We start from the raw sequence: 12,006 nt of genomic DNA, 5'->3' as shown, positions 1-12,006 counted from the left end.
GCCCTAAACTGGCTGGTATGTCTTTGCAGTCCGTTCTGGCGCGCCTGCGCGCCCCTCATCGCGCGCGCGCCGTCCTCGTTTCTCTGTCCATGGTGATGTGGGCCACTGCCCATGCTCAGCCCGCGCTGCCGCCCGCGGTCAGCGCCGCGCTGGCGCGCGCCCAGTTGCCGCCCGACTCCCTGTCGGTGCTGGTGGTCGAGGCCGAGGCCGGCCGAGGTGCCGTGCCGCGCCTGGCCTGGCAGCCCGAGCGGCCCATGAACCCGGCGTCGGTGATGAAGCTCGTGACCACGTTTGCCGCGCTCGACCAGCTGGGCCCGGCCTACACCTGGCGCACGCCGTTCTATTTTGGTGGTCCCGTGCAGGCTGGTGTGCTGCGCGGCCCGCTCTATATCCAGGGCCAGGGCGATCCGCGGTTGGTGATGGAACGGCTGTGGCTGGCGCTGCGCCGGCTGCAGGCCATGGGCGTGCGCGCGATCGACGGCGACATCATTCTCGACCGCTCGGCGTTTGCGCTGGCCGCGCATGATCCGGGGCTGTTCGACGGCGAGCCGTTGCGGCCGTACAACGTCGCGCCCGATGCGCTGCTGGTCAACTACAAGTCGCTGGTGATGGGCTTTCTTCCGGACGTGAAAGGGGGCCTGGCGCGCATTCAGTACGACCCGCCGCTGGCCGGAATGGCGCTGCAGCCCAGCGTGCCGCTCGCGCCCGAAGGCACGCCGTGCGGCGATTGGCATCTGCGCCTGCAGGCCAGTCTGGAGGCTCCCGGGCGCATGGATTTCGCGGGCAGCTACCCGGCCGCATGCGGTGCGCGCAACTGGGCCGTGGCGCCGGTCGACAGCGCCCAGTTCGCGGCGCGCGCGATCGAAGGCATGTGGCGCGAACTCGGCGGCCAGCTCGGCGGCGTGGTGCGCGACGGCCGCGTGCCGCAAGGGCTCGAAGCCGCGATGGTGATCGAGTCGGAAGCGCTGTCCCAGGTGGTCAGGGACATCAATAAATATAGCAACAACGTCATGGCCCAGCAGGTTTTCCTGACCATGGGTCGCCAGCGCGACGGCGTGGCCAGCTGGGACAGCGCGCAGGCCGCGCTGCGCCAGTGGTGGCAGCGCCGAGTGGGCGCCCAGGCCTTGCCCGTCATGGAAAACGGCGCCGGCCTGAGCCGCGAGGAGCGCGTCACGGCCCAGGGCCTGGCGCGCATGCTGCAGGTCGCCTGGGGCTCGCCGGTGATGCCCGAATTCCTGGCTTCGCTGCCGGTGCTGGGCGTGGACGGCACGCTGCGTCGCAACCAGGCGCGCGCCAGCGGTCAGGCCCATCTCAAGACCGGCAGTCTGCGCGACGCATCGGCGATCGCCGGCTATGTGCATGCGGCCAGCGGCCGGCGCTATGTGCTGGTTGCCATGGTCAACGACAGCCGCGCCGCAGCCGCCCGGCCGGCCTTGGACGCATTGGTGGAATGGGTGGTCGCCGACCTCGCGCCCCGATAAGGTGAGACCAGGCCGCCGCGTCGGCGGCCCGTCACACCACGATCAGGAGGCGCAGCATGAGGATGCAATCGACAGCAATCTGGATGGCGGCATGGGTCTCGGTACTTGCGGCCTGCGGTGGCGCGGACGACCCGGGCCCGGGGCGTGGCGCGCTGCTGCAGAATCCGCCGACGCGGACTTTTGCGGCCTCGGCACCCGACCTGGGCGCGCAACTGTCAGGCACGCCCACGGGGCGTGAGCTGCTGGCGCTGGCCGGTGCGCCGGTGTGCGGCGTGCGGGTGCATTCGGTCGAATACGCCACCGTGGGCGCCAAGGGCGAGGCCACCAACGCGACCGCGGCGCTGATGTTGCCCCAGGGGGCTGGCGCCGCGTGTTCGGGGGCGCGGCCCATGCTGCTCTACGGCCATGGCACCGATCCCCAGCGGGCCTACAACCAGGCCGAGATCACCGACCTGACGCGTCCCGGAGCGGCTTCCGGGCTGCAGCTTGCGGCGACTTTTGCCGCCCATGGCTACATCGTCGTCGCGCCGAACTATGCGGGCTATGACCGGTCGCGGCTGACCTACCATCCCTATCTTGTGGCCGACCAGCAGTCGAAGGACATGATCGATGCGCTTGCTGCCGCGCGCCAGGCATTGCCTTTGCTGGCGGCGCGCGACAGCGGTCAGCTGCTGCTTTCGGGCAATTCCCAGGGCGGCCATGTGGCGCTGGCGACGCAGCGCGCGCTGCAGGCCGCGGGCGAGCGCGTGACGGCCTCGGCGCCGATGTCCGGACCGTATGCGCTGGCCAGCTATGGCGAAGCCATTTTCCTGGGGCGCGTGCCCCTGGGCAGCACGCTGTTCACGCCGTTGCTGGTGACCGCCTACCAGCAGGCCTACGGCAATCTGTACCGCCAGCCAGATGAAGTCTATGCACCGCGCTACGCGCCGTTCATGGCGACGCTGCTGCCGGCCGACCTGCCATTGGCCACGCTCTGGGCCCAGGGCCGGTTGCCGGTCAGCGCGCTGTTCAGCAGCAGCGCACCCGCGCCGGGCCTGGAGGCCATCACGCCGCCGACCACGCCCGCCGCCCAGGCGCCGCTGTTTGCGCTCGGCTTTGGGGTTGATCACCTGGTGACCAATGCCCAGCGCCTGGCCTATTTGCGGGATGCAGGCGCCAGCCCGGATGGCGTGGTGCCCGCATGGACCACGGGCCTGCCCGCGGCCGCGCCCGGCCACCCTATGCGCCAGGCGCTCAAGGCGAATGACCTGCGCGACTGGGTGCCCACGCGGCCCACGCTGCTGTGCGGCGGCCAGGGCGATCCGACGGTGTTCTTCGGCCTCAATACCGGCGTGCTGCAGACGCTGTGGTCGGCGCCCTCGCCCGCGGCCATGGCGCCCGGCCTGTTGAGCGTGCTCGATGTCGATGCACCCGTGAGCGGCGCGGACGACCCGTTCGCCGGCATCAAGACGGGGTTCGCCTTGTCCAAGGCCGCGGCCACGGCCCAGGGCGGTGCGGGGGCCGCGCTGGCGCTGTACCACGGCGTGCTGGTGCCGCCGTTCTGCCACCTCGCGGCGCGCGGTTTCTTCGAGCGCGTGCTGGCGTCGGGGCAATAAAAAAACCGACCCGCAGGTCGGTTGGTCGCAAGGCGAGACGCGCGTGGATTACCAGCGCACGCGCAGCTTGTCGTAAGCGTAGGTACCGAACTGGCGGTAGGCCGCGGGAGTGAAGTACACCTTGTCGGCAAACAGGTAGACATCGGGGTTGGCGCCAGCGATCAGCGTCGAAGCCGTGCAGCGCACGGAGTTGACCTGGTCGGTGCCGATGCCGATGCCTGGGCCAGGATCTACCGAAGTGCAGACTGGCGTGGTGGCGTTCGTGAAGCCGTAGGAGCCGGGCGAGAAGGTGTACAGGTTGATGTAGTAAGCCAGATCAACGTACAGCACGGAGTTGCCCAGGTCGTTGAGGCCGATCAGCAGGCCTTCGTTGAAGGCCTTGCTCGCGGCGGCGGCGGCGGTCACCTGGCCGCGCTCGATGGCCCACAGCGACTTGCCCAGGTCATAGGTGCCGGAGAACACCACCTGCTTGGCGCCGGCGTTGGTCAGGCGACGGATCTGGTCGGCGTACTGCGTGCCGAGCGCGCGCGCCGAGGTTTCGTACTGGGCGGCAGTCTGCGTGCCGGCAATCACGGCCGACAGGCCGACGATCATGTCGCTGACGCCGGCGCTCATCAAAATCACGTCGTTCTTCTGCAGCGCACCCCCCGAAGCCAGGAACGTGTCGATCTGCGCCGCCAGCGTAGGCGTTGCCGTGTTGCCAGCGGCGTCGGGCGTGGCCGCGATGCGCGCATTGCCGAAAGCGTAGTTCAGTCCGCCCTGGCTAGAGGCCTTGATTTCCTGGCCGTATTGCGCAGCCACATAACGGGTCCAGTTGTTCACCGATCCGTTGTTGACGGTATAGCTGGCACCGCTCTGGCCGGCATCGGCGGTGGCGTCGCCAAAGGCGATGAAGCGGCTGGGCGTGATCGCCGATTCCGTGGTGCTTGAGCCGCAGGCTGCAAGCAGTACCGCCGTTGCACAGGCGGTGACCAAAGCGGTCCGACGCATCCAATTTGCTGCCATGAGATTCTCCAGAAGGGATATGGACAAGAGTTTAACGGGCGGGTTCAGGCCGCGGCTGCGCGCTGCAGGCGGTCACGCACGCCTTCCCACGCGGGCGTGGCAGGCGGTGTTTCGATCCAGAGCAGGCGCACGCCAGCGGTGTCGAATTCGCGCAGCATGGAGAACAGCTCCTGTGCTGCGGCTGAGGCATCGTCGGGCATGCGGCGCAGTTCTACCTGGGAACGCACCTGCAAAGGGCTCCGAGCATACACCCCCAGATGGGCGGCGTCGGCGCCGAGCAGGTCGAGCCCGGCCTGCAATTGCTTGGCATCCATCAGCCGCACCTTGGCATCGGGCGCGTAATGCGCGAGCAGCGTGCCCGAGGCGCGCGGCGTGTGTGCGGGCAGTTCTTCCTTCGACAGCGGCCGCAGGCCGCAGGCACGTTCGATGTCGGCACGCGAGACCGCGCCGGGCCGCAACAGCACCGGCACGCCGCGCGTGCAGTCGACGATGGTCGATTCGATGCCGACCGCGCATTCGCCGCCATCGAGCACCAGCAGGTCGTCGCCGAACTCGCTTTGCACATGGGCGGCCGTGGTCGGGCTCACGCGGCCGAAGCGGTTGGCGCTGGGCGCGGCAACACCCCACACAGGTGGTTGCAATTGAGTGCAGGCTTGCAGCACCGAATGTGCAACCGGATGTGAAGGGCAGCGCAGGCCCACGCTGTCCTGGCCGCCCGTGGCTGCGGCGACCATGCCCGCGCGGCGCGGCAGGATCAGCGTCAGCGGGCCGGGCCAGAAGGCGTCGATCAGCTGCTGGGCGAACAGCGGCACTTCCTTGGCGAAGCGCGTGATGGCCGCGGCGTCGGCCACATGCACGATCAGCGGGTGGTTGCTGGGCCGGCCCTTGGCCGCAAAGATCGCGGCCACGGCCGCTTCGTTGTCGGCGTCGGCGGCCAGGCCGTAGACGGTCTCGGTCGGCAGGCCCAGCAGCGCACCGCGCTGCAGCGCGCGCGCTGCTTCGTCGATGGCCGTGGGCAGGTTCGCTGAAAGGATCATCGCTGGACCTGGGTCAGAAAGGCGCAATGCCCAGGATGGCCGCGGCCTGCAAGGCCACGGCATGGGCGCGCTCGGGCGTGGCCGCGGTGATGTTCAGGTGACCCATCTTGCGCGCGCGCTTGGCGTCGGCCTTGCCGTAGAGGTGCAGGTGGGTGCCTGGCAGGGCCAGCACCTGGTCCCAGGCCGGCGTGCTGGCCGTGGTGCCGTCCTTGAACCACAGGTCGCCCAGCAGGTTGAGCATCACGGCGGCGCTGTGCTGGCGCGGCTGCACCAGCGGCAGGCCGGTCATGCAGCGCACCTGCAGCTCGAACTGCGAGACGTCCAGCGCGTTCTGGCTGTAATGGCCGCTGTTGTGCGGGCGTGGAGCGATCTCGTTGACCACCAGGCTGCCGTCTTCGAGCACGAAGAACTCGACGCACAGCACGCCCACATAGTCGAGGCCCTGGGCCACCGACTGGGCCGCGGCCACGGCCTGCTGGGCCTGCGCCGGGGGCACGTTGCCTTCATGGACTTCGGTCACGGCCAGGATGCCGTCGCGGTGCAGGTTGCGCTGCACCGGCAGATTGACGATCGTGCCGTCGCGTCCGCGCGCCACGATCACCGAGCATTCATGCGCCAGCGGCAGCATTTTCTCGAGCACGCAATCCACACGGCCCATGTCGTCCCAGGCAGCGGCGAGTTCGGCGGCGGTGCGCACGCGCGCCTGGCCCTTGCCGTCGTAGCCCATGCGCGTGGTCTTGAGGATGCCGGGCAGCAGGTTGGCGCCCACGGCCGCGAGTTGTTCGGGCGTGGTGATTTCCGCGTAGGGTGCGCAAGGCACGCCGCAGCGCACGAAATGCGCTTTCTCGGCCGCGCGGTCCTGGGCGATCGCCACGGCTTCACCCGCGGGCGACACCGGCCGGGTCAGCGCCAGCGTCTGCAGCGCAGCCGCGGGAACGTTCTCGAATTCGGTGGTCACGGCCGCGCTGAGCCGGGCCAGTTCGGCCAGGCCCTGCGGGTCTTCGTAACCCGAACGCACATGGTGGTGGCTGACCAGCCCGGCAGGGCTGGTGGGGTCGGCGTCGAGCACGGCCGTGAAATAGCCCATGGACTGCGCCGCGTGCACGAACATGCGTCCGAGCTGGCCGCCGCCGAGCACGCCCAGCGTCGCGCCGGGCAGGATGGTCGCATTCACCGCGCTCATGCCGCCACCGGCGGCAGGGTCATGGCGCGCGCCGCGGCCGTCTGCTCGGCGCGGAACGCTTCGAGCAGGGCGCGCAGGGCCGGGTCTTCATTGGCCAGCAGGGCGACCGCGAACAGCGCCGCATTGGCTGCGCCGGCCTGGCCGATGGCAAAGGTCGCCACGGGAATGCCCTTGGGCATCTGCACGATGGAGTGCAGCGAGTCGACACCTTGCAGATGGCGGCTCGCGACCGGAACACCCAGCACGGGCACCGTGGTCTTTGCCGCGATCATGCCCGGCAGGTGGGCTGCGCCACCCGCACCGGCAATGATGGCTTTGAGGCCGCGGCCTGCAGCCGCTTCGGCATAGGCGAACATATCATCTGGCATGCGGTGCGCCGAGACGACCTGCGCTTCATGGGCGATGCCAAATTGCTGGAGAATCTGCACTGCGTGTTGCATGGTGTCCCAGTCGCTGCTGGAGCCCATGACTACGCCGATTTGAATGGGTTTCATGTCAAGCGGGGCGACTGTGCAGCCGCCGTCCAAAGTGGAACCCGTGATTTTACTTTTCCCTTATCCACCGGCCCGTCAAAGGGCTTCGCGCCATGATCGATGTCACTATAGAAAATTTTGAAGCCGAGGTGGTTGCCGCCTCGATGGACGTGCCCGTGCTGGTGGACTTCTGGGCCCCCTGGTGCGGTCCCTGCAAGACCCTGGGCCCGTTGCTGGACCAGCTCGAGGTCGACTACGCCGGCCGTTTCAAGCTGGTCAAGATCGATTCCGACCAGGAGCAGCAGCTCGCGGGAATGTTCGGTATCCGCTCGGTGCCGACCTGCGTGCTGATGATGGGCGGCCGTCCTGTCGACGGTTTCATGGGTGCGCAGTCGGAAGGCCAGCTGCGCGCTTTCCTCGACAAGCATCTGCCTTCCGAAGCCACGCTCGCGGCCGAATCCGATGTCGATGAAGCCCAGCAATTGCTCGAGTCCGGCGACACCGGCGCGGCGCTGCAAAAGCTCGCCGACGCGCTCGCCGCCGACCCGGGCAACGACGACGCCCGCTTCGATTACCTGCGCCTGCTGATCGCCACCGGCGGTTTCGAGGAAGCCGAAGCCCTGCTGCGCGAGCCGCTCAAGCGCATTCCGCTGGCGCTGCGCTTCGATGCGCTGTCGCGCTGGCTCGATGCGCTGCAGTTCGTCGACACCAACGACCGCGGCAACTGGCCGCTCGAAGATTTCGACGCGCTGATCGCCGCCAACCGCCGCGATTTCGACGCCCGTTTCGACAAGGCCCGCGTGCTGGTCGCTGAAGGCCAGTGGACCGAAGCCATGGATGAGTTGCTCGAAATCATCATGCGCGACAAGACCTGGAACCAGGACGCGGCGCGCAAGCTCTATGTGGGCGTGCTCGAACTGCTGACCCCGGCCAAGCCCAAGGCCGACGCCAGCGTTCCGGGCAAGACCGCCGGCGGCATCGAGCTGATGGGCAAGTCGGCTCAACAGGAAGATGAGGCCACGGCCATGCTCAACAGCTATCGCCGCAAGCTGAGCATGGCATTGAACTGACCCCCCACGCTTGCTCGCTTCGCGTAGCTGCGCTGCCCCCCCAAGGGGGGCGTCCGCCGCCTTGGGGCGGCCCGGCGGCGGCGGCTAGCCCCCACGCTTGCTCGCTTCGCACAAGGCAGCTGGGCGCGAGGGGCGATTGCCGCTGGCGCAAGGCTGAAAAAAACCGGCCATACATGCCGGTTTGGGGTATCTAGCGGAGTCCGCGATGTGCGCAGGCGCCGAAACTGGCATGCCCCAGCATGGGGGCACCGAGCAAGGGCCGCCCCGCAGCGAGGGTGCCGTCCCCCTCCACCGAAGGTTGAGAGGGGGAAGCGGCGTCAGCCGCTCAGGGGGTGCTTCATTTCAAGCCGTCAAGCGATCCAGTGCTTCGCGGTATTTCGCCGCGGTCTTGGTGATCACTTCCTGGGGCAGGCGTGGTGCGGGCGCGGTCTTGTCCCAGGCCTTGCCGTTGACCTTGGCCTGTTCGAGCCAGTCGCGCACGAACTGCTTGTCGTAGCTCGGGGGGTTGGTGCCTGCTGCCAGTGCGTCTGCGTAGCCTTCGACGGGCCAGTAGCGCGAGCTGTCGGGCGTCAGCACTTCGTCCATCAGCACCAGTTCGCCGTCGTCGGTCAGGCCGAATTCGAACTTGGTGTCGGCAATGATCATGCCCTTGGTCAGTGCGATTGCGGCGGCTTCCTTGTAGATCTGGATGCTCAGATCGCGGATGCGCGTGGCCAGCGCTTCGCCGACCATCTCGACCGTGCGCTCGAACGTGATGTTCTCGTCATGGTCGCCCATTTCGGCCTTGGCCGCTGGCGTGTAGATGGGCTCGGGCAGCTTGGCGGCATTGGTCAGGCCGGCGGGCAGGGGCACGCCGCAGACCGACTGGCTCGCCTGGTATTCCTGCCAGCCGCTGCCGGCCAGGTAGCCACGGACCACGGCTTCGACCAGGATGGGCTTGAGGCGCTTGACCAGCATCGAGCGGCCGGTGACCTGGGGCAGCTCGGCGGGCGTGACCACGCTTTCGGGCGCTTCGCCGGTCAGGTGGTTGGGGCAGATGTGGCCGAGCTTGTCGAACCAGAACAAGGCCATTTGCGTCAGCAGCACGCCCTTGCCGGGAATGGGCTCGCCCATGATCACGTCGAAGGCCGACAGGCGGTCGCTGGCGACCATCAGGATGCGGTCATCGCCCACGGCGTAGTTGTCGCGGACCTTGCCGCGCGCCAGCAGGGGCAGCGAAGTCAGGGCAGAGGTATGCAGAGCGGAAAGGCTGGACTGGTTCATGGGTACGAATGGTTGCGATCAAGGCCTGGGCAGGGTGCGGGCCCTTACCTGACAGGATTTTAAGGCCCGGGGCCGGCCTTGTTCCCTTTGCACCCCGCAGGCGGTTCGCGCGGCTCGGTGAAAGCAGGCCGGCCGGGCGTAGTGCATCAACTCCAACGATTGTGCGTGGTTTTCCGGGGTTTGGGCAGAGCCGGCCCAAAACCTACTGCGGAATACCGGTATCGGTTTGCTTTTGGATGGGGCTGAGCGCATAGTGAAACCAAGCAACGAATGCGCATTCAAGCTTGCAAGCCCGGCCAGTGGCAGTGTTGCTGGCAGGGGCTTTCTTTACCTTGGGCAAGGAGGCTTTTGTATGAATTTGATTATCAGTGGTCACCATTTGGAGGTGACCCCGGCGCTGCGTAGCTATGTAATGAACAAGCTCGAGCGGATTCTCAGGCACTTCGATCAGGTAGTGGATGTCAAGGTTTTGCTGACCGTGGAGAACCAAAAGGAAAAGGACAAACGCCAGCGCGCTGAATGCACGGTGCGCGTCAAGGGAAACGACCTGTTTGCCCAGAGCGCGCACTTCGATCTCTATGCCGCCGTCGATGCGCTGGTCGACAAGCTGGACCGCAAGGTCGTGGAGCACAAGACACGCTTGCAATCGGGGCGATTCGATACCCCCAAGCGTGATGCCATGGTGCTGGCCCAGGCCTGATATGCCGTCCCTGTCGCCACGTTGGCGAAATATGGGTGCCATCTGACAGCAAAAGCCGCCGCAAGGCGGCTTTTTCACATGCCTCGGGTATTCCCGGCACCGTCGGAGCGGAGCGTGCATAATTCCTCCCTAACACCATGAACCGTCTAGCCTCCATCCTGCCTGCCGCTCAAGTCCTCGTGAGCGTTGACGCCACCAGCAAGAAACGCGCTTTTGAAGAAGCCGGGCTGTTGTTCGAAAGTCTGCATGGCCTGTCCCGTGCGTTGATCACGGACAGCCTGTTTGCGCGCGAGCGCCTGGGCTCCACCGGTCTGGGCCATGGTGTAGCCATTCCCCATGGCCGCATCAAGGGATTGAAGGCGCCGATGGCGGCGGTCTTTCAGCTTGCCAATCCGATTGGTTTCGATGCCCCCGATGAGCAGCCCGTGGGCCTGCTGATCTTTTTGCTGGTGCCCGAAGCGGCCACGCAAAAGCATCTCGAAATCCTGTCCGAAATCGCTGAGCTGCTCAGCGATACCGGTCTGCGCGAACAAATCAAGGCCTGCGACGACGCCGAGCTGCTGCACGAAATGCTGGCGCGCTGGCAGTCGACGGCAGCGCCGCTGTCCTGACCGCCTGACCGGTCCTGCCCATGCGACCGAACGCGATCAGCGCCGACCTGCTGTTTCAGGCATTTCGCACCTCCCTGCGCTGGGAGTGGGTCGCCGGCCTCGGTGCCTCCGAGCGGCGTTTCGATGAAATGGCAGTGCGCTCCGCGCGTTCGGGTGCCGACCTGGTCGGTTACCTCAATTACATCCATCCTTACCGTCTGCAGGTGCTGGGCGAGCGCGAAATCGCCTACCTGTGCAAATCCACGTCCATCGATTGCCAGCGCCGGGTCGCGCGCATCGTGACGCTGCAGCCGCCGGTGCTGGTGCTGGGCGACGGTCAGGTCGCGCCGCCCGAGCTGCTGTCGATGTGCGAGCAGGCGCAGATTCCCATGTTCTCGACCGACGAGAACTCGGCATTCGTGATCGACGTGCTGCGCGCCTACCTGTCCAAGCATTTCGCCGACCGCACCACCATGCACGGCGTGTTCATGGACATCCTGGGCATGGGCGTGCTGATCACCGGCGAGTCGGGCCTGGGCAAGAGCGAACTTGGGCTGGAACTGATTTCGCGCGGCAATGGCCTGGTGGCCGACGACGCCGTCGACCTGTATCGCATCAACCAGGCGACGATCGAAGGCAAGTGCCCCGAGCTGCTGCAGAACCTGCTGGAAGTGCGCGGCATAGGCCTGCTCGACATCCGCGCGATCTTTGGCGAAACCGCGGTGCGCCGCAAGATGCGTCTCAAGCTGATCGTGCATCTGGTGCGCAAGGAAACGCTGGAGCGCGAATATGAGCGCATGCCCTATGAGCCGCTGACCCAGGACGTGCTGGGCGTGCCCGTGCTCAAGGCCGTGATACAGGTGGTCGCCGGGCGCAACATCGCCGTGCTGGTCGAAGCCGCGGTGCGCAACACCATCCTGCAATTGCGGGGCATAGACACCTACCAGGAATTCATCGACCGCCATCGGCGCGCGATGGAACAAGGCAAAGGCTGAACTTTGCACATGGATACAAAAAAAGCGCCCGAAGGCGCTTTTTTTACGGGAGACGCGCTCAGCGGTGACCGGCTGGCGTCTTGGCGCAGGTTGTGCACTGGCCGTACAGCGACATGGCGTGGTCGTGAATGACCCAGCCCTTGGCCTTGGCAATCTGCACCTGGCGTTTTTCGATTTCGGCGTCGTAGAACTCTTCGACCTTGCCGCACACGGTGCAGATGAAGTGGTCGTGGTGCTGGCCTTCGTTGAGTTCGTAGACCGCCTTGGCGCTTTCGAAGTTGCTGCGGATCAGAATGCCCGCCTGTTCAAACTGCGTCAGCACACGGTAGACCGTGGCCAGGCCGATGTCCGAGCGCTCGTCGAGCAGCACGCGGAACACATCTTCGGCGGTCATATGGCGTTGCGCGCCTTTCTGGAAGATTTCCAGAATCTTGAGGCGGGGCAGGGTGGCCTTGAGGCCCGTGCTTTTGAGTTCGTCGATATTCGTCATGACAGGGTCTTTGGGAGTGCCTGCGAGCATATCCGGTACCGGCGCAACACAGGCAACAGAAATGGCCCTCGCACCGAGGGTGTGGAGAATGTCGAGTACTGGAAGGACCAGCCGCTACAATGAT

Annotated in this window: 12 protein-coding genes; 6 read left to right on the top strand and 6 right to left on the bottom strand. The window is 66.6% G+C overall.

Annotated elements, in window-relative coordinates:
* The first annotated feature begins 95 nt into the window (after nucleotides 1–95).
* Both dacB and KHY18_RS07500 read left to right on the top strand, forming a co-directional pair.
* Nucleotides 96–1,481 carry a D-alanyl-D-alanine carboxypeptidase/D-alanyl-D-alanine endopeptidase gene (gene dacB / locus KHY18_RS07505; RefSeq protein WP_249728976.1) on the top strand — a complete coding sequence of 462 codons (1,386 nt, stop codon included), beginning with the start codon at nucleotides 96–98 and terminating at the stop codon, nucleotides 1,479–1,481.
* A 62-nt stretch (nucleotides 1,482–1,543) separates the two neighbouring features.
* The gene (locus KHY18_RS07500; protein WP_213297174.1) at nucleotides 1,544–3,076 is read left to right on the top strand and encodes an alpha/beta hydrolase family protein; all 1,533 of its coding nucleotides are present in this window, start codon (nucleotides 1,544–1,546) and stop codon (nucleotides 3,074–3,076) included.
* Between the two features lie 48 nt (nucleotides 3,077–3,124).
* Here the strand turns inward: KHY18_RS07500 and KHY18_RS07495 are convergent, their stop codons facing one another.
* Genes KHY18_RS07495 through purE form a run of 4 tightly spaced genes read right to left on the bottom strand, consistent with a single transcriptional unit; the run spans nucleotide 3,125 to nucleotide 6,795 of the window.
* Nucleotides 3,125–4,081 (bottom strand): SGNH/GDSL hydrolase family protein, encoded by a 957-nt coding sequence (locus tag KHY18_RS07495; protein ID WP_213297172.1) that lies wholly within the window; start codon nucleotides 4,079–4,081, stop codon nucleotides 3,125–3,127.
* A gap of 44 nt (nucleotides 4,082–4,125) precedes the next feature.
* Nucleotides 4,126–5,118: an L-threonylcarbamoyladenylate synthase gene (locus tag KHY18_RS07490; RefSeq protein ID WP_213297163.1), complete on the bottom strand. Its 993-nt coding sequence runs from the start codon at nucleotides 5,116–5,118 to the stop codon at nucleotides 4,126–4,128.
* Between the two features lie 13 nt (nucleotides 5,119–5,131).
* Nucleotides 5,132–6,301: a 5-(carboxyamino)imidazole ribonucleotide synthase gene (locus tag KHY18_RS07485; protein WP_213297136.1), complete on the bottom strand. Its 1,170-nt coding sequence runs from the start codon at nucleotides 6,299–6,301 to the stop codon at nucleotides 5,132–5,134.
* Nucleotides 6,298–6,795, bottom strand: coding sequence for a 5-(carboxyamino)imidazole ribonucleotide mutase (gene purE, locus KHY18_RS07480; protein ID WP_213297133.1), 498 nt, complete (start codon nucleotides 6,793–6,795; stop codon nucleotides 6,298–6,300). Before purE ends, KHY18_RS07485 begins: the two co-directional genes overlap by 4 nt.
* Nucleotides 6,796–6,887: 92 nt before the next feature.
* On the opposite strand from purE, the gene KHY18_RS07475 reads away from it, so the two are divergent.
* Entirely contained in the window at nucleotides 6,888–7,844 is a 957-nt protein-coding gene (locus tag KHY18_RS07475; RefSeq protein ID WP_213297130.1) for a tetratricopeptide repeat protein, read from the top strand.
* Nucleotides 7,845–8,186: 342 nt separating this feature from the next.
* Here KHY18_RS07475 and KHY18_RS07470 read toward each other — a convergent pair whose 3' ends face one another.
* Nucleotides 8,187–9,107 carry a phosphoribosylaminoimidazolesuccinocarboxamide synthase gene (locus tag KHY18_RS07470; RefSeq protein ID WP_213297127.1) on the bottom strand — a complete coding sequence of 307 codons (921 nt, stop codon included), beginning with the start codon at nucleotides 9,105–9,107 and terminating at the stop codon, nucleotides 8,187–8,189.
* Between the two features lie 352 nt (nucleotides 9,108–9,459).
* Here KHY18_RS07470 and hpf point away from each other — a divergent pair, with 352 nt between their 5' ends.
* The 3 genes from hpf to hprK all read left to right on the top strand — a co-directional run bounded on the left by hpf (nucleotide 9,460) and on the right by hprK (nucleotide 11,392).
* The gene (gene hpf / locus KHY18_RS07465; protein ID WP_213297111.1) at nucleotides 9,460–9,807 is read left to right on the top strand and encodes a ribosome hibernation-promoting factor, HPF/YfiA family; all 348 of its coding nucleotides are present in this window, start codon (nucleotides 9,460–9,462) and stop codon (nucleotides 9,805–9,807) included.
* Between the two features lie 137 nt (nucleotides 9,808–9,944).
* Nucleotides 9,945–10,418, top strand: a complete 474-nt coding sequence (locus tag KHY18_RS07460) for a PTS sugar transporter subunit IIA (RefSeq protein WP_213297095.1) — start codon at nucleotides 9,945–9,947, stop codon at nucleotides 10,416–10,418.
* Between the two features lie 20 nt (nucleotides 10,419–10,438).
* Nucleotides 10,439–11,392, top strand: coding sequence for an HPr(Ser) kinase/phosphatase (gene hprK, locus KHY18_RS07455; protein ID WP_213297092.1), 954 nt, complete (start codon nucleotides 10,439–10,441; stop codon nucleotides 11,390–11,392).
* A gap of 58 nt (nucleotides 11,393–11,450) precedes the next feature.
* Here the strand turns inward: hprK and fur are convergent, their stop codons facing one another.
* A complete protein-coding gene (gene fur / locus KHY18_RS07450) occupies nucleotides 11,451–11,882 on the bottom strand; it encodes a ferric iron uptake transcriptional regulator (RefSeq protein ID WP_213297089.1) in 432 nt (143 codons plus the stop codon).
* Between the last annotated feature and the right edge of the window lie 124 nt (nucleotides 11,883–12,006).

This window comes from Acidovorax sp. CCYZU-2555 (genome assembly GCF_018413525.1).
Taxonomy (GTDB): Bacteria; Pseudomonadota; Gammaproteobacteria; order Burkholderiales; family Burkholderiaceae_C; genus Comamonas.
Note: the sequence above shows the minus strand (reverse complement) of the source record. Positions and strands in the feature narration are given on the sequence as shown.

Coding starts and splice junctions, on each gene's coding strand:
- dacB (WP_249728976.1), top strand. CDS start 96: ATGTGGGCCACTGCCCATGCTCAGCCCGCGCTGCCGCCCGCGGTCAGC.
- KHY18_RS07500 (WP_213297174.1), top strand. CDS start 1,544: ATGCAATCGACAGCAATCTGGATGGCGGCATGGGTCTCGGTACTTGCG.
- KHY18_RS07495 (WP_213297172.1), bottom strand. CDS start 4,081: ATGGCAGCAAATTGGATGCGTCGGACCGCTTTGGTCACCGCCTGTGCA.
- KHY18_RS07490 (WP_213297163.1), bottom strand. CDS start 5,118: ATGATCCTTTCAGCGAACCTGCCCACGGCCATCGACGAAGCAGCGCGC.
- KHY18_RS07485 (WP_213297136.1), bottom strand. CDS start 6,301: ATGAGCGCGGTGAATGCGACCATCCTGCCCGGCGCGACGCTGGGCGTG.
- purE (WP_213297133.1), bottom strand. CDS start 6,795: ATGAAACCCATTCAAATCGGCGTAGTCATGGGCTCCAGCAGCGACTGG.
- KHY18_RS07475 (WP_213297130.1), top strand. CDS start 6,888: ATGATCGATGTCACTATAGAAAATTTTGAAGCCGAGGTGGTTGCCGCC.
- KHY18_RS07470 (WP_213297127.1), bottom strand. CDS start 9,107: ATGAACCAGTCCAGCCTTTCCGCTCTGCATACCTCTGCCCTGACTTCG.
- hpf (WP_213297111.1), top strand. CDS start 9,460: ATGAATTTGATTATCAGTGGTCACCATTTGGAGGTGACCCCGGCGCTG.
- KHY18_RS07460 (WP_213297095.1), top strand. CDS start 9,945: ATGAACCGTCTAGCCTCCATCCTGCCTGCCGCTCAAGTCCTCGTGAGC.
- hprK (WP_213297092.1), top strand. CDS start 10,439: ATGCGACCGAACGCGATCAGCGCCGACCTGCTGTTTCAGGCATTTCGC.
- fur (WP_213297089.1), bottom strand. CDS start 11,882: ATGACGAATATCGACGAACTCAAAAGCACGGGCCTCAAGGCCACCCTG.